At 68.2% G+C, this 15,913-nt stretch carries 18 protein-coding genes; 11 read left to right on the top strand and 7 right to left on the bottom strand.

The annotated features are described in order from the left end of the window. The first annotated feature begins 56 nt into the window (after positions 1 to 56). The 4 genes from GTV32_RS00630 to GTV32_RS00645 all read left to right on the top strand — a co-directional run bounded on the left by GTV32_RS00630 (position 57) and on the right by GTV32_RS00645 (position 2,709). Positions 57 to 575, top strand: coding sequence for a hypothetical protein (locus GTV32_RS00630; RefSeq protein WP_161058515.1), 519 nt, complete (start codon positions 57 to 59; stop codon positions 573 to 575). Positions 576 to 684: 109 nt separating this feature from the next. Continuing rightward, entirely contained in the window at positions 685 to 978 is a 294-nt protein-coding gene (locus tag GTV32_RS00635; RefSeq protein WP_161058516.1) for a hypothetical protein, read from the top strand. A 206-nt stretch (positions 979 to 1,184) separates the two neighbouring features. Then, positions 1,185 to 1,352, top strand: a complete 168-nt coding sequence (locus tag GTV32_RS00640) for a hypothetical protein (protein ID WP_237421461.1) — start codon at positions 1,185 to 1,187, stop codon at positions 1,350 to 1,352. A 13-nt stretch (positions 1,353 to 1,365) separates the two neighbouring features. Beyond that, positions 1,366 to 2,709, top strand: a complete 1,344-nt coding sequence (locus tag GTV32_RS00645; protein WP_202421930.1) for a WS/DGAT domain-containing protein — start codon at positions 1,366 to 1,368, stop codon at positions 2,707 to 2,709. Here the strand turns inward: GTV32_RS00645 and GTV32_RS00650 are convergent. Together GTV32_RS00650 and GTV32_RS00655 are read right to left on the bottom strand one after the other, a co-directional pair. Continuing rightward, positions 2,661 to 3,605 (bottom strand): hypothetical protein, encoded by a 945-nt coding sequence (locus GTV32_RS00650; protein WP_161058518.1) that lies wholly within the window; start codon positions 3,603 to 3,605, stop codon positions 2,661 to 2,663. The genes GTV32_RS00645 and GTV32_RS00650 overlap by 49 nt on opposite strands. An 83-nt stretch (positions 3,606 to 3,688) precedes the next feature. Continuing rightward, complete coding sequence (locus tag GTV32_RS00655) at positions 3,689 to 4,261, bottom strand: HhH-GPD-type base excision DNA repair protein (protein WP_161058519.1); 573 nt, start codon at positions 4,259 to 4,261, stop codon at positions 3,689 to 3,691. Between the two features lie 119 nt (positions 4,262 to 4,380). On the opposite strand from GTV32_RS00655, the gene GTV32_RS00660 reads away from it, so the two are divergent. Both GTV32_RS00660 and GTV32_RS00665 read left to right on the top strand, forming a co-directional pair. Further along, positions 4,381 to 4,833 carry a hypothetical protein gene (locus tag GTV32_RS00660; protein WP_161062253.1) on the top strand — a complete coding sequence of 151 codons (453 nt, stop codon included), beginning with the start codon at positions 4,381 to 4,383 and terminating at the stop codon, positions 4,831 to 4,833. A 147-nt stretch (positions 4,834 to 4,980) separates the two neighbouring features. Continuing rightward, complete coding sequence (locus tag GTV32_RS00665) at positions 4,981 to 6,462, top strand: sugar porter family MFS transporter (RefSeq protein ID WP_161058520.1); 1,482 nt, start codon at positions 4,981 to 4,983, stop codon at positions 6,460 to 6,462. A 28-nt stretch (positions 6,463 to 6,490) separates the two neighbouring features. Here GTV32_RS00665 and GTV32_RS00670 read toward each other — a convergent pair whose 3' ends face one another. The 4 genes from GTV32_RS00670 to GTV32_RS00685 all read right to left on the bottom strand — a co-directional run bounded on the left by GTV32_RS00670 (position 6,491) and on the right by GTV32_RS00685 (position 10,382). After that, positions 6,491 to 7,183: a lysoplasmalogenase gene (locus GTV32_RS00670; protein WP_161058521.1), complete on the bottom strand. Its 693-nt coding sequence runs from the start codon at positions 7,181 to 7,183 to the stop codon at positions 6,491 to 6,493. Next, on the bottom strand, positions 7,180 to 8,391 hold the full coding sequence (locus tag GTV32_RS00675; RefSeq protein WP_161058522.1) for a lipase family protein: 1,212 nt from the start codon (positions 8,389 to 8,391) through the stop codon (positions 7,180 to 7,182). Before GTV32_RS00675 ends, GTV32_RS00670 begins: the two co-directional genes overlap by 4 nt. A gap of 38 nt (positions 8,392 to 8,429) precedes the next feature. Continuing rightward, complete coding sequence (locus tag GTV32_RS00680) at positions 8,430 to 9,284, bottom strand: hypothetical protein (protein ID WP_161058523.1); 855 nt, start codon at positions 9,282 to 9,284, stop codon at positions 8,430 to 8,432. Between the two features lie 273 nt (positions 9,285 to 9,557). Then, on the bottom strand, positions 9,558 to 10,382 hold the full coding sequence (locus GTV32_RS00685; protein WP_161058524.1) for a hypothetical protein: 825 nt from the start codon (positions 10,380 to 10,382) through the stop codon (positions 9,558 to 9,560). Between the two features lie 340 nt (positions 10,383 to 10,722). On the opposite strand from GTV32_RS00685, the gene GTV32_RS00690 reads away from it, so the two are divergent. The 5 genes from GTV32_RS00690 to GTV32_RS00710 are packed head-to-tail and all read left to right on the top strand — an operon-like array spanning position 10,723 to position 15,646. Further along, positions 10,723 to 11,736, top strand: coding sequence for a thiamine ABC transporter substrate-binding protein (locus tag GTV32_RS00690; RefSeq protein WP_343287421.1), 1,014 nt, complete (start codon positions 10,723 to 10,725; stop codon positions 11,734 to 11,736). Next, complete coding sequence (locus GTV32_RS00695; RefSeq protein WP_161058525.1) at positions 11,700 to 13,340, top strand: iron ABC transporter permease; 1,641 nt, start codon at positions 11,700 to 11,702, stop codon at positions 13,338 to 13,340. The genes GTV32_RS00690 and GTV32_RS00695 overlap by 37 nt, the downstream gene beginning before the upstream one ends. A 1-nt stretch (position 13,341) precedes the next feature. Continuing rightward, a complete protein-coding gene (locus GTV32_RS00700; protein ID WP_161058526.1) occupies positions 13,342 to 14,358 on the top strand; it encodes an ABC transporter ATP-binding protein in 1,017 nt (338 codons plus the stop codon). After that, a complete protein-coding gene (locus GTV32_RS00705; protein ID WP_343287165.1) occupies positions 14,355 to 14,777 on the top strand; it encodes an NUDIX domain-containing protein in 423 nt (140 codons plus the stop codon). Before GTV32_RS00700 ends, GTV32_RS00705 begins: the two co-directional genes overlap by 4 nt. Then, positions 14,777 to 15,646 carry an EamA family transporter gene (locus GTV32_RS00710; RefSeq protein ID WP_237421627.1) on the top strand — a complete coding sequence of 290 codons (870 nt, stop codon included), beginning with the start codon at positions 14,777 to 14,779 and terminating at the stop codon, positions 15,644 to 15,646. Before GTV32_RS00705 ends, GTV32_RS00710 begins: the two co-directional genes overlap by 1 nt. Before the next feature lie 8 nt (positions 15,647 to 15,654). Here GTV32_RS00710 and GTV32_RS23095 read toward each other — a convergent pair whose 3' ends face one another. After that, entirely contained in the window at positions 15,655 to 15,831 is a 177-nt protein-coding gene (locus GTV32_RS23095; RefSeq protein WP_202421534.1) for a hypothetical protein, read from the bottom strand. Positions 15,832 to 15,913: the final 82 nt, after the last annotated feature.

A 15,913-nucleotide genomic window follows, 5' to 3' on the forward strand; every position in this document is an offset into this window, starting at 1 on the left:
GCTATCGTTGATTACAAGTAATCACAGCGCCGCAAGCGCCTGACAAGGGAGTCGACATGACCGGGACAGAGACCTCGGTGGCCGGTTGGCTGACCGGCCGTCTTCCCGACGGCCTGTTCACCGCGGCGCCGGAGGTGCGGGTGGACCGCGAGGAGATCACCGTCATCGGCACCATCGATCCACCGGATGTGGACGACGAGGCCGACGCCTCGGCGGTTCGACAGGCCGAGGCCGGGCGCATCGCCAGATTCCGCGAGTCGACCCGCGACCAACGGATCGAGGTTGCCCGTGAGGCCGAGCATCGATTCGACCGCAAGGTGGCGTGGGGAGTGCGGTGCGGTGAGACGTCGCAGCTGTTCACCCATCTGGCGGTGCCCGTGATGACCAGGCTGCGTCAACCGCAACGCCAGGTGCTCGACACCCTGGTCGCCGCCGGGGTGGCCAGAAGTCGCGCCGACGCGCTGTCGTGGTGCGTGAAACTGGTCGGGCAGCACACGGATTCGTGGCTCGACGAACTGCGTGAGGCCATGAGCAAGGTGGACGAGATCCGGGACGCAGGCCCGGCCGTCGACTGAACTCGCCGCATCGTCCTCGCGCAGGCCGGAGACGTTGTTGACATCTGGCGGCTGAGGGGTTGGCTGGAGGCATTGGCCGTGTCCGACAGCTGATCGAGAGGAACCACTCATGGGCGAGACGCAGAAGCGGCTGAGGCGACAACGTCTGGTTGTACCGACGATGTGGCTGGCCTACGTGGCAGTTCTGAGCGGAACGGTGGCCGCGGCGGTGACCGTGGTTGCGCTGGCGAGTGAGCGCTACGCCGTAGGGGTCGCGGTGGCTGTCGTGACCGTCGTGCTGTTCGGCGCCGCCTATGTGATCTACCGAGTCGACAAGCGGGTCGAGGGGCGGCCCGAAGCGCAACGCGATGTCGCAAAGGGCCGTCGGGCCAAGTACCGGAGCGTGTATCCGCGTCAGAAGTGACCGAGTCGCGTCGTGATGTTCGCGTGGACGGACCACCCCGGGAGGGCCGAGCACGACGACGAGGACGTCGTCCACCACATCCCGGACATCGTCGGAGCGCGGGCAACTCGTCGTGGTTTGCGGACGGGTCGGCATCCGGCCCCAGGGTGGACCGTGCGGTCGCGAAGGCGACGGACGATCGCGGACGAAAGATCATCCGTTTGACGGTGACCGCGACGCCGACGCACAGCGGTGCCGAGATCGCCGGATCGGTGGGCGAGGCCGTCGAGGACATCCGAGAGGCGCTCGACGGAGCCGACATCCACGTTCAGGCCCTCGTCATCTCGAGTATCCGGCGACCTGATCGGGGGCATCTGGACGACTTGTTACCGTGACCGGGTGACGCGGATGGAGCCTGCCGACTCCCGGATGTACTGGCTGTCGGCCGCGATTCCCAACGACCAGTTCCTGCTGTATTGCTTTGTCGATCAGCAGGTTCCGATGGCAGATCTCGCCGAGGGATTGCGCCGTCGCGCGGGCCGGGTCGCGGATCTGTGTCTCCGGGTGTGCGACGTCCCGTTGTCGCTCGACCAACCGCTCTGGGTGCATCGGCCGGTGACGCCGGATCAGGTTGTCGTCCATGCCGGCGCCGACACCTGGCAGCGATGTCTCGAGCGTGTCGGCAGTCTGATGGCAGATCAGCTCGTGCCCACCCGATCGTGCTGGCGGCTACATCTTCTCGGCCCCGTCACCGACACGCCTCGCGGCCCCGCAGTGGTCGCGGTGCTGCAGATCGTGCACTCACTCGGTGACGGCCGTCGCACTTCACGGATTGCCCGCGACCTCTTCGGCGACCACGAACTGCGCACGGTTGCCCCGCCCGAGAGGGACAGGCTCCCGCCCGCGCTCGCCGCGTCGTCGGCCGCCGTGCGGGGAGGTCTTGCGATGCCTGTCCGGGTGGGGCAGATGCTGTGGCGTGGCATGTGCGCGTTCCGTGCGGTCCGTGATCGTCCGCCGTCGGCGCGCCCCGGGTATGCGCTGACACGGCTCAATCGCCCGTCCGGTACGCAGCGGGCGTTGCGGGTGATCGTCGGAGATCGGACGATGTTGCCGGCAGGCGACACCGTGACCACCGGTGTGCTCACGGCTATCTCGATCGCGCTCGAGGCCTACCTGGGTCGAGATGTCGCGCCGATCGGGGCTGAGCTGACGATCGGGCGAACTCGCGATGCGAGGGCGCGCAACAACTTTCGCAATGCGGGGATTGATCTCCACCTCGAGGAGGCCGACCCGGCCGAACGTGCGCGACACATCGCAGCCGAGATGGCGCGCGCCGCCGAGGCCGACGACGAACCCGCCCGGATTGCCGAGCGGCGGGCCTCGGATACCACACCCGCGATCCTGAGCCATTGGGGGACAAGGCAGTTCGACCCTGATAGGCGGCCTGAGACGGTGACCGGCGTGACGGTCGTGTCGTCGGTGTACCGCGGCGCCGCGGACCTCACCCTCGGCGGCGGGCCGGTTCAGTTCACCACCGGCTTCCCTGCCTTGTCGCCGGCGCAGGGTCTGACCCACGGAGTGCACGGTATCGGTACGACCGTGGCGATCTCGGTCACCACGAGTCCGGAGATCATGCCCGATGTGGATCGCTATATCGAACTCCTGCGTGCGGCCTTGGAACGCGTCGCGACGATCGACGGCCGTCAGGATTCGGGCGGGCCGTCCGAATCGCCGGGGCCCGATCGCGGATAGCCGTTGCGTTCGGAACCGTCGGTGATCGACGGCGTGCCCGACGAGTGTCCGGAACCACCCTTGGAACCACGGGTGAGTCGCTTCGGTAGCCGGTCGGCAAGCCCGCCGAGCGGGGCCACGGTCTGGTTCAGCAGATCGACGGTCTCGGCGAGCTCGTGGACCGTGTCCTGCATGGCGAGCAGATTCGGGGCGAGCTGTCCGATCACCTCGGTGAGCTCGGTGATCCGGTCCAGCGGCCCGTCCGGCGCGATGGCGCGTTCCACCGCCCCGTTCTCACCGATGAGTTGATCGAGCAGCCCGCCGTCCTCCGCCATGCGATCGAGCACGCCACCGGACACGGTCACCTTCTCCAGGACGCCATCGGGGGACGTGAGCTTGTCGACGATCCCGCCCTCCGAGGTGAGACGCTCGAGGATCCCCTCACTCTCGGTGAACTGGTCGACCACACCGCCGGGCCGAGTGAGACGGTCGAGCGGGCCGTTCTTGGCCGTGAGGCGTACCAGGATGCCGCCGTCCTCGGCCATCTGGTCGAGTAATCCGCCGCTGGTCGTCAGTTTCTCGAGGAGGCCGTCGGGCGCGGTCAGGCGGTCGATCACGCCGTCCGGGTTGAGGAGACGCTCGAGCGGGCCACCTTCGGCGAGAATCCGCCCGAAGGGCCGTTCCGGACCGAGCAACTCGGCGAGCTGATTGAGCAGGGCGATCGGAGTACGGGCGCTACCGAGTTCGTCCCCGGAGAGGCCGAGCGCAACATTCACCTCGTGCTGAACGCTGCTCGCGGTGATACGTGCGATGGCGACGGCCGATTCGGCTGCGGTCAGCACGACCCCGGTGACCGCGAAGCCGAGACGAAACGGCAGTTCGACGACACTTCGCGTGTCGACGCTGTTCGAGTCCATGTGCTGACCCTAGGACACTGATCGTCCGCAGCCCAGCACCGCTGAGCCGATCACCGCGGAGCCGGCCGCGTCACGTTCGGGAGTCACGTCTGCTGAGCCGCCTTGGCGGCCTTCGCCGCCTTCTTGAAGTCGCGGACCTTTTGCAACGACTCCGGGTCGGTCACGTCCGCGACGGACCGATAGCCTGCTTTGCCGTAGTCACCCACCACCTTTGTCCAGCCGGCGGGCTTCACGCCGAGTTGTTTGGCCAAGAGGGCGGTGAAGATCTTTGCCTTCTGATCGCCGAAACCGGGAAGCGCGCGTATGCGCGCGAAGAGGTCGGCACCCGACGGCGCTTCGGTCCAGATGCGTTCGGTGTCACCGCCGTACTCGTCGACGACCACCTGGGCCAGCGCCTGCACCCGTCCGGCCATCGACCGTCCGTAGCGGTGGATGGCAGGCGGTGTCGCACAGAGGTCGGCGAAGGAATCGGGTTCGGCCGCGGCGATCGCGCCCGGATCCATCGTGCCGAAACGGTCCCGGATCTTGGCGGGACCCGCGAAGGCTCGTTCCATCGGGAACTGTTGGTCCAACAACATCCCGGTCAGCAACGCGAATGCGTCGGTGGAGAGCAGCGCGTCGGCGGCCGGTTCCTGGGCAATCTGGAGATTCGCCATGGACACATTCTAGTAACCCCTAGACTCGCCCCATGGGGATTGGGCGGAGGGAACAGAAGTCCGTCGGGCGGCAGGGGTCCGCCGCGCGGCAGGCCATCGGTTCGGTGGCTGCCCTGGTGATGACGGCAAGTGCGGTGACCGCAGGGGCCGGCGCCGTGCACGCGATCCCCGAATACACCGAACCCAACCTGGTCACCACACTGCGGTGCGACAGTCCCAATCCGCTACCGGGCCCGCCGATCCCGGTGCACGTCGACGTTTTCAACGGCATCAGGTTCCCGGCGGACGGACTGCCCGGACCGGTCATCTCGCTGGTCGCATCCAATCGGGCGAAGCCCGCGCCGGTACTCGACTACACCATGGAGACCAGGGTCGACTGGCGCAATCTCGCAAGCGGACGCACCGGATCGGTGACCGTACCGACCCGGGCGCGCGTGGTCACCTGGCAGGTGGACCTGCACCCCGGACGCGGTCCGGTGGCGTTCACCATCCACCAGAAGGTCGGCCTCATGGCATTCGTCCCGATGGTCAACGCGCGGAACTCGACGTGCGCGGGCCGGGCGTCGGCCTGACATCGGCATGTTCTTCGGTTCCGATACCGAATCTTGACCCTCCGCCCTGCGCCGAAATCCCGCGGATCACAGCGTTTCGGCTAGTAGCCTGGCAATCGCATATCTCCGCCGGCCATTCGGTGGGACTCGACGATGAGGACACGGCATATGTCGCAAGAGCATCATCATGAGATCGCCGAGCAGCACACGGCGAAGGTCATCGGCGTCACGGTAGCCGCTGCGGTCGGCGGATTTCTCTTCGGATTCGACAGTTCGGTCGTCAACGGCGCTGTCGACTCGATCCAGGACACGTTCGGTCTCGGCGCCCTCTTCACCGGATTCGCGGTTGCCATCGCACTGCTCGGTTGCGCTCTCGGCGCGTGGTTCGCCGGGCGCCTGGCCGACGTCTGGGGCCGCAAACGGGTGATGTTGCTCGGTTCGGCGCTGTTCGTCATCTCGGCGATCGGGACCGCGTACACACAGACCGTCTGGGACCTCCTGCTCTGGCGCGTCCTCGGAGGCATCGGTATCGGGATCGCCTCGGTGATCGCGCCGGCCTACATCTCCGAGATCGCGCCCGCCCGTTATCGAGGTGCGCTCGCCTCCATGCAGCAGCTCGCCATCACCTTGGGCATCTTCGCCGCGCTCCTGTCGGACACGCTGTTGCAGGACGCCGCAGGCGATCCCATGAACAACCTGTGGTGGGGCCTCGAGGCATGGCGGTGGATGTTCCTCGTCGGCGTGGTGCCCGCGATCGTCTACGGCCTGCTCGCGCTGATGATCCCGGAGTCGCCGCGGTATCTCGTGGGCCGCAACCGCGACGAGGAGGCGGCACGCATCCTGCAGGAGGTGACGGGCGAAGCGCATCCGCTCGAGCGCGTCCGCGAGATCAAGATCACGGTGAAACGCGAGGCGCGTACGTCGCTCGCCGACATCCGCGGGCCGTCGTTCGGCCTGCACCCATTGGTGTGGGTGGGTATCTGGATCGCGATCTTCCAGCAGTTCGTCGGCATCAACGCGATCTTCTATTACTCGACGACGCTGTGGAAGTCGGTCGGATTCGACACCGACCAGGCGTTCGCCACGTCGGTCATCACCTCGGCGATCAATGTCGGCATGACGTTTGTCGCGATCCTGTTCGTGGACCGGCTCGGTCGCCGCAGACTGCTGCTGGTCGGGTCCGTCGGCATGTTCATCGGTCTGCTGATGGCGTGTGTCGCGTTCACCCAGGCGATGACAACGGTGAAGGACGGGGTCGCCGAGGTCACCCTGTCCGACGAGTGGGGCGTCGTCGCGCTGATCGGCGCGAACCTCTTCGTGATCTTCTTCGCCGCCACGTGGGGTCCGGTGATGTGGGTGATGCTCGGGGAGATGTTCCCCAACCGGATTCGCGGTGTCGCGCTGGGCGTTTGCACAGCTGCCAACTGGTTGGCGAACTTCACCATCTCGATGTTGTTCCCTCAGGTCAGCAAGGTGCTGGGTCTCGGTTGGGTCTACGGATTCTTCGCGTTCTGCGCTGCCGCGTCGTTCTTCTACGTCCGGGCGAAGGTGCAGGAGACGAAGGGTATGGAACTCGAGGACATGGATGGTGTCGCAGCCACGCGATTGTCGGAGTTCGAGGCCGTGCGGACGGCGAAGGGGCCGCACTAGCCGTGATCGGCTGCCCGGTGTCGGCGGGTCATCGCTCGGGTTCGGACAGGCTGGTCACCAACAACCACTGCGCCGCGAAATAGCTTGCGAGGACCCATGCCTCGGCCACGGCAGCGAGACGCTCGTCGTGGATCAGATGTCGTCGGTTGATGATCGTGAGGTCGGAGGCGAGGAAAAGCCAACCGCCCATGCGCAAGTGTGGCTGGGGCTGCTCGCTCGCCCCGGCGCTTGCCGACATCAGGGCGAGCGTGTTGCCGTAGCCGCCGAGCACCGGGAGCAGGCGGGGTCGATGTCGCGCCATCACCGTTGCCGATTCAGCCAGGATCGCGGTGCGCGCGAGCACGCCGGCCGGTCGTGGCCGGGTGCCACGGCGGAACATCATGCCGGTCAGGCACAACTGGGCACCGGCGAAGAGCGATGCACCGACCTGGAGACGGCGGTCTTTGGCCGACGGCTCGTCGGTGAACTCCTCGAGCAGCATGGCCCGGTCCCCGGCGAACGAGAACGCCAGAGCTCCTGCGAGAAGCGCATTGTGGACCGCACTGCGACGTGGTGCTCCGCGGGCAGCCTGGACCGCGAGAACGACGAGCGGGAGGGGTTTGGTGATCTCCGCGGCTCGTCGCCGGTGCAACGCGCCCGCGACGGTCGCGGCTGCGCTCGCGGCCAGGTAGGGGACTGCCGGTCCCGCGGTCTGCGCGAGCCGGACTCGCGCCCGGCTCACCGATTCGCCAGCCGCGAGACAAACCACCGGATGTCGTTGTCGGACAGGACATCGGACTGTTGCTGGTTCACGGCGAGATACGTGCGGGCGGTGACCCGACGGTCGGCCGCCCGGGCGTCGTTCAGATATCGGAGGGAGAGGGGCACGATGACATTCTGGTCGAACAGGCTCTGCGTCATCATCACCGGCCGGGTGAAGCCCTTGATGGGGATCATGTGGGTGCGGGAGACCGCCCCGATGAGTTCGCTGTTCTCCGCGAGCGGCGTCTGGAACAGCGAACCCAATGTCTGGCCGGCGAACTCGCGGGTGAGGTCGTCGGCGCAGACGCGGGCGGCACGATCGAGCCAGTGGCTCCCGGCCTCGGTCAGATAAGGATCGAGCCGCACCTCGGGCTGCGCGTTGCGGATCGCGCTGAGGGTGAAGAGGACGTCGGCCGCGACGCCGTTCGGCATCGAGGTGGTCGAGGGTCCGAGGCTGCCGATCAGGGTGTCGAACTCGACGGGGATCGAGGAGGCCGCCGAACCGCGGTAGTCCAGAGTCGGCCCCTGGATGCGGGTCGCCTGCCGGGCGAGTTCGATCGCGGCCCCGGCTCCTTGCCCTTCACCGATCACCGCCCATCGTCTGGCCAGCCCGGCGGCGACGTCTCGGCTCGCGCGGACGGCGTCGACGATGTTGTTCGCTGTGGTATCGGTGTCGAAATACTCGGGGGTGCCCTTGGTGCCGAGTCCGGCGTAATCGGGCACCACGACGGCATAGCCGCGGTCGAGCCATCGTCCCATCTCGTCCCGGTCGGCCCTGGTGGGCTGCTTCGACGGGGCGCACTGGTCGGCGATGCCGCGGCTGCCGTGCGCCCACACGACGATGGGCCAACCGCCCTTGGGAGCGCGGCCATCCGGGACCTGCACGATGCTCGTCGACAACCGTGGTGCGCGATCGGTGCCGGTGGTCCAGTAGGTGAACGCGTCTCCCGAGCCGGCGCCGCGTGCCAGGCTCTTGGCCGGCAGGTCGCGGTTGGCGAAGACCGTCCCCGGTGCCGAGCCAGATGGTGCGGCGTGCGCCGGGACAGCTTGGGTGGCACCGCCGATCGCGACAGCGGTCAGGAGCGAGAGCAGTCCGGGAAGCGTCGACCGGATGGCCGGTCTGCGACGGACCGGCGGTCCGGGCTCGCGGTTGGGCGAGCCGATCGGATTCGAGGTGCGCTTGGGCATGGTGTCAGGATTTCGTTGTCGGCCGGGTGTTGTCGCGCTCAGGCGTCGACCACGCCGACGGCGGGCAGGAAGTAGCAGGTGCGGTTGCCGTTCTGGGCAGTTCCGTACACCGCCGACAGGATCGTTCCGTTACCCGTCTTCACCGGTGCGAGGCGCACACCGGAGAGCATCGGCAGCACCTTCTGGATCCGTGCGTCGGTGACGGGCTTCAAATCGGCGAAACCACCTTGCAGAGTGGAGGTGTTGAACCAGGCGACCTGCACCGCACCGTTCGATCCGCCTCCCGCGGTGGCCGGGACGAACGCATAGGCGGTCTGACCGTTGTCGATGAGATTGAGCTTCGGCAGTTTGATCCCGAGCAACTGCTCGAGCGGTGCGAGGGGTTCTTGCGCCAGCGGCCACGGGCCGGCGACCGCGCCGGCCCCGGCGGTGACCAGCCCGAGCGGGTTGTCGGCGGTCGGATCGGTGCAGAAGGGGGCCACCGACGGGCTCAGCGGCTGGATGCCCAGGCCGCGCAAGATGGTCAGCGGGTCGGCTGCCACGGGTACCGCAGCCTGGTCGGCCACCGGGACCCCTGACGCGCGCGCCGCGACCTGCTCCGACGACATCTGGCCGACGCTGGTCATGATCGCTTGCGCGGCTTCGAGCGCCATGCGGTCCACACCGGCGTCGCGCAGCATCCGGACGGCGGCGGCGAGTTCGCTGTCGAAGGGGATGGCCGGAAGGGTGATCGTGTTGTCGCCGATCAGCGGCTCGGCGGCGGCCGGCCCGGTGGCACCCCAACCGGGCGCACACAGGGCGGTGGCGGCCACTGCGGCTACGCCCAGGACGCCTGCGCGCAAACGGAACGACAAGCGACGGGTCTCCGCAGCGCGCTTCGACGTGGCGACCATGATGTTCTCTCCTTCATCGACCGATACACCCGTCGGGCGACCGCCTGTTACGGGTGTTACAGATGTTGCTCAAGTTAAAAGAGAGCATGACAGGTGTCGAATGATCAAGTCGCGAGGCCGTCTTGTGACATCGTTGCGACCGATAGGCAACGTCGGACGCCCGATCGATCTACGCAGGTCACGCCGCTGTGGCGCGTGTCACAGGTGCCATCGTCGCCCCCACACGAGGACACCCCCGGCCGCATGCGACCGGGGTGTCCTGTGAATGAGTGCTCAGACGATGCCGATGCCGATCGTCGGGACGATCCCGCAGGAGATGACCTTCCCCTTGGTCTTGGTCGTCACGTTGCCGTAGATGGTCGACACGATCCGGCCCTTGCCGGTCGGTGCGATGGCTGTGAACGTGCCCGGACCGTCGGTTGCGTTGATCTTCGGGTTGCGCTTGAGCTGCACCTGTCCCGAGCGGCCGTTGTCGATGTTCAGCCAGGTCACCCACAGTTTGCGAGCGGAGCTGTTGACCGCGGGCCCGGTTCCGAGGCTGGTGTAGACGTACCCCGCCTGGCCCTTCTTGGGGCCGGGCGCCGGGGCCTGCTGGGGACCGGCGGTCATCAGGGCGCGACCCAGTGAGTTGCCCGATGTCAGGCTGGCGTTCGGCATGCAGCCGATACCGATGGTCGGATACAGGAACTCCTGGATCTTCGGCGCACCCGGACCCTGCGGGATCTCCGGATCGCCGGGCTTGCGCTCGGCGGCCTTCTGCTGACGGATCAGTGCGACGCGACCGGGCTCACCGAGGAAGTCGATCACGTCCTGCCAGATCTCCTTCGCACGCGGCGGCAGTCCCGGTGCCGCGGCGAGGTTCTTGGCCTGGCTGATCAGCGCGGGGTTGATCTTGCCGTCCGGGCCCTTGGTGGTGACCGCACCGATGATCGCCGGGGCGAAGGCGCTCATCGAATCGAGAGTGCGCTGGTCGACCTTGGGGGCTGGAGCCTTTGGTGCGGCCTGCGCGACCGCGGGCATCGCCAACGAGGTCGCGGCGGCGACGCTCATCGCGGCGACCGCGACCCGGCGTACCGTGCCGGTCGATGGTCGGTTCATGCGGTGGGAACGCAGGCTCTGGAGTACAGGCAAACGCACTGTTTCCGGTCCAATCGGTCGTCGGTGTGCGCCGGTGGAGGTCGCACACTCCGCTGTCAGTGACTCGGACGCCGGAAAGGCGTCGCGCGTCATTCTATGCACGCCCCGCTGGCGGGCACTGTCCAGGGAGCCTAACGCCGGTCTGTGTGACTCCTGGGATTGTTGATTCAATTGTTACTCATGTGACGCGGTCGCCCACCGGTCGTGCCACGGGGATCCACCTGGTTAGATCGAGCGTGTGGGGAGACGCGCTGAGGATGCCCGAGACATCGTGACCGGTGCGCGCCGACGCGTCGGAGCGGTGCGAGCCATCGCTCTGTCACTCGTGGCGGTGGTCACCGCAACCGCATTGGCGGCGTGCGGAGATGACGCGGAACCGGGCGCCGAGGTGACCCTGTTGACGCATGACTCGTTCGCCCTGCCCGACTCGGTGTTCGACGCGTTCCGCCGTGAGACCGGGCTGACCCTCAAGGTGGTGAAGTCCGGTGACGCGGGTCAACTGGCGTCGACCGTGTCGCTCACGCCGGGGTCGCCGAAGGCCGACGCCGTCTTCGGCATCGACAACACCTTCGCGTCTCGGCCGATCCAGGCGGGCGCGCTCGAGCCATATGCGTCGCCGATGGCTGCCGGCGGTGCAGCCGACTACGCGATCCCGGGCTCGAACAACGAGTTGACGGCCGTCGATCGCGGCGACGTCTGCCTCAACGTCGACGAATCCTGGTACGCCGCTCGGTCCGAGGAGCCGCCGAAGAGTCTTCGCGACCTCTCCGACCCCAAGTACGCGGCGGAGTCCGTGCTGCTCGACCCGGGCACCTCGTCGCCGGGAATGTCCTTCCTGCTCAGCACCATCGGAGTCTTCTCGGACGGATGGCAGGACTACTGGAAGACGGTGACCGCGGGCGGCGCGAGCATCGTCTCGGGCTGGGAGATCGCCTACAACCAGAAGTTCAGCGCCGGTGAGGGCAAGGGTGACAAGCCGATCGTGCTGTCCTACGCGTCCTCGCCTGCGGCCACCCCGGGTACTTCGGCGTTGCTCGACAGCTGCTTCCGTCAGGTCGAGTACGTCGGCGTCCTCAAGGGCACCGAGAATCCCTCGGGGGCGCGCAAACTGGTCGACTTCATGTTGGGCGCGGAGGTCCAGGCGGCGCTTCCGTCGGCGATGTACGTCTATCCCGTTCAGAAGGACACGCCGCTCCCGGATGGCTGGCAGCAACGCGCACCCGTGCCGCCGTGGACGGTGAGCCTGCCGCCTGCCTATATCGCCCAGAATCGGGAGAAGTGGCTCGAGCAGTGGCGCGAGGCCGTCGGCCGGTGACGGCGGGCCGACTCGGCGGACTCGCCCTGCGAGTCGTGCCGGCGGGGTTCATCCTGATCCTGTTCATCTGGCCGCTGGGCGCACTCGTCCGGCGGGCGGTCGACACCGGATCCGACGTCGGTGTCGGCGAGTTGTTCCGGCGAACACACGCCCTGGACCTGTTGGGCTTCACGCTCTGGCAGGCCGCCGCCTCGACGGTGCTGGCTCTGGTGGTCGCGGCACCGATGGTGTGGCTGATCGCTCGGGTCGACATCCCGGGATCGGCACTGCTGATGGTGATCGTGACGGTGCCGTTCGTGCTGCCGACGGTCGTCGTCGGCGTTGCGTTCCGCGCGTTGCTCGACGGTCCGCTCGCATTCGCCCACATCGGCTCGGGGCTCTGGCCGATCCTGCTCGCCCACGCGTTCCTCAACGTCGCCGTGGTCGCACGGGTCGTCGGGGCGGCGTGGCGATCGCTCGATCCACGGCAGGCCGAGGCGGCGCAGTCGCTGGGCGCGGGACGGGTCCGTGCCTTCCTGACCGTGGTCGCCCCTCGGCTGATGCCGGCGGTCGGCGCGGCGGCAGCGCTGGTCTTCCTGTTCTGCTCCACCAGCTTCGGTGTCATCGTGGTGCTCGGCAACGGTGAGATCCGCACACTCGAGACCGAGATCTACACCCAGGCCATCGGCTACTTCCGGATTCCGGAGGCAGTGGCGCTGTCGATGGTGCAGATCGTGGTGGTGGTGGCGGCGTTGTCGGTGACGCGGATGTTCACCGATCCGGGCGGAGGGGGTTCGGGTGCACGCCCCGTGGAGACCCGATTCCGGCCATACGGCCGGGGCTGGCTGCCCGTCGCGGCGGCCGTCGCCTGGACGGTGGTGGTGCTGGTCGGGCCGCTCGCGGTTCTCGCACTCCGCTCGGTGCGCCCGGGCGCCGACGGCACCTGGACTCTCGACGGTTACCGCGCCCTGAGCGAGTCCGTCAATGGCGTCACCCCGCTCGAGACCCTGCGGTACTCGCTCGGCACAGCGGCGCTGGCGATGGTGATCGCCCTCGTGGTGGGACTCCTCGCCGCGGTCGCGATGCACCGTTCCCGGGGGGTGTGGGCGGCCACGGGCAACCTCGTCGCGACGATCCCGCTGGGCATCAGCGCGGTGACCCTGGGGTTCGGCTATCTCCTCGTGCTGGCTGCGCTGCCCCCCGACGTCGCCTCGTCCGGGCTGGTGATCCCCTGCGTGCAGGCCCTGATCGCGATCCCGGTGATCATGCGCATCGCCCTGCCCGCGCTGTCGTCGGTGCCGGGCAGGCTGCGGGAGGCGGCCGCGACCCTCGGCGCCGGGCCGCTGCGGGTCTTCCTCACCGTCGACCTCCCGCTCATCGGCCGTGCACTCTGTGCGGCAGGTGGTTTCGCATTCGTGATGGCGCTGGGGGAGTTCGGTGCCACCAGCTTTCTGGCGCGCGCGGACACGACCACCCTGCCGGTGCTGATCGGATCGGCGCTCAACCGGCCCGGGGCCGACAATCTGGCGACAGCGATGGCCGCCTCGATGCTGCTTGTCGGTGTCACCACCCTGGCGGTGGTCGTGGTGGAGGCCTTGCGACCGCGGACGGGAGCGTTGCTCTGACATGTTGGAGATCGAGGATGTTGGGGTCCGCTACGGATCTGATGTGGTCCTGGAAGACCTGAGTTGGACGGTGGGCACCTCGGGCTCGGTGGTGACCGCGCTCCTCGGTCCGTCGGGTTGCGGTAAGTCGACGCTGATCCGGGCGGTTGCCGGTCTGGAACCCTTGCACCACGGCCGAATTCGTTTCGACGGTGACGACCTCGTCGACCAGCCTGCACACCGCCGCGACTTCGGAGTGGTGTTTCAGGACGGACAGCTGTTCCCCGGCCGCACGGTCGCATCGAACATCGCCTATGGGTTACGGATGCGGCGCTGGTCGCGGGCCGCGATTCGAGCCCGGGTCGACGAGATGCTGGATCTGGTGCGCCTGCCCGATCTCGCCGACCGCGACGTCGACGAGCTGTCGGGCGGCCAGGCCCAGCGTGTCGCTCTCGCCCGCGCCCTCGCTCCACGCCCACGGTTGCTGCTGCTCGACGAGCCGCTCGCGGCACTCGACCGACTGCTTCGGGACCAGCTGGCCACCGAGATCGCCGAGATCGTCCGGGATGCGGCCACGCCCACCATCGTGGTGACACACGACCACAACGAGGCGGCGCTGATGGCGGACACGATCTCGGTGATGCGTGCGGGTGAACTCGTGCAAACCGATGTGCCGGAACGGCTCTGGAGCAGTCCGGTCGACGCGTGGACGGCGCGGTTCCTGGGGGTCACGACGGTCATCGAGGCCGAGTTCGACGGAGCCGTCGCGCAGACCGATCTCGGGCCGGTCGGTCTCGACGTGCCGGACGGGCACCGGAAACTGGGACTGCGTGCGGAGTCGATGCACGCGGTCCACGCCGGCGCCGACGACGACGTGGTCGGTGTGGTCGCGGCGGTCGCCGATCTACCCGCGGGTCGCAGGCTGCGGGTTGTCACCGACATCGGCGAGGTCGACGCGGTGACCTCCGAGCATGTCGCGGTGGGCGATCGCGTGGGCCTGCGGATGGTTGCCGAGCGTGTGGCGGTGATCGGGCCGTGAGTGCGTCGGAGGCCGACGGGCGCCGGTTGGTGGTCGCGGGCGCCATCCTGGATCCGGGCCGTCGTCGACTGCTGCTCGCGCAGCGCAGGTATCCGGTCGAGGTCGCCGGACGGTGGGAGTTGCCCGGTGGGAAGGTGGAGCAAGGAGAGACCGCCGAAGCCGCCCTGCGCCGAGAGCTGATGGAAGAGCTCGGGGTCGAGGTGTCCGTCGGCGGTACCTTGCGGGAGGCCGTGGATCTGCCGGCGGGGCTCACGTTGGTCGCATTGTGGGCCCGCATCGTCGCGGGAACCCCGCGGCCCGCCGAGCATCGGGCCCTGCGATGGGTGGACGCCGCCGCGTTGAGCGCGCTGACCCACGACGATCGGCTGGTGCCCGCCGACACCGCGTGGATACCCGAACTCCTCACCGCACTCGAATGATGTCCGGGTCCGGCACCCGGGTCAGCGCACCGGCGCTGATGATCGTCGGCGCGGTCTCGATGTATCTCGGGGCGGCGATCGCCGTCGACCTCTTCGACACGCTGTCGCCCGGTGCGGTCGCCTGGTTGCGCGTTGCCGGTGCCGCGCTCGTGCTGGTCATATGGGTGCGGCCGGGCCGGGCGGCGTGGCGGCCCTCGCGCCTGGTCCTCGCCGCCGCGTTCGGACTCATCACCGCCGCCATGAACATCGCGTTCTACGAGGCGCTGGCCCGCCTGCCGCTGGGGACCACGGTGGCACTCGAATTCCTGGGTCCGGTCGCCGTCGCGGCGTTCGGATCGCGGACGCGACGCGACGTGGTGGCGCTGGGCCTGGCCGTGGCCGGCGTGTTGATGATCGCGGACGTCCGGTGGGAGGGGACGGCGGTCGGTGTGGTGCTGGCACTGGTCGCGGCCGCATGCTGGGCGGGTTACATCGTGTTGGGCAAACGGGTGGCACAGCGAGGCCGCGGGCTGGAGGATCTGGCGACCGGTTTCGTGGTGGCGGCGGTCCTCACGTCACCACTCGCGATGTTCCTCGGCCCGGCCTTCGCCGGTGACGCGCCGACCGCGCGGTTGTTGCTGCTCGGGCTCGGACTCGGCCTGGCGTCGACGGCCATTCCCTACGCGCTCGATCAGGTGGTGCTCCGGCAGGTGGGCCGAGCCCGCTTCGCCATCCTGCTTGCCCTGCTCCCGGTCGCCGCGTCGATCGTCGGGGTGGTTGTGCTCCAACAGGTTCCGACGCCGATGGAGGCCGTGGGCATCGTCGCGGTGGCCGGTGCGGTCGCGGTTCGCTCGGCGGACGAGAGGGAGGCGCCGCCGCCGACGGCGTGACCCCGAGATCAGGCGGCGCGCGCCTTCTTGAGTGCCTTGCCCAGCTGCTTCTTGGACAGCTGGGCACTGTCGAGCTTGCGCATCCGGTGGATCACCACCGGGCAGCGAACGCACCGTGTGGACTTCCGGCAGCACTTCTTCTTGGCCTTGAGGTCGCACACGTCAGCCGGCTTCACCTTGCCCATATGCGGACGTTAGCATCCCCTAACTTCGGCCTGTCGGTGCGATGTGATCACCGTCTCAGGCGGTCGACCGATACCCTGTACA

The sequence above is a fragment of the Gordonia sp. SID5947 genome, assembly GCF_009862785.1.
Taxonomy (GTDB): domain Bacteria; phylum Actinomycetota; class Actinomycetes; order Mycobacteriales; family Mycobacteriaceae; genus Gordonia.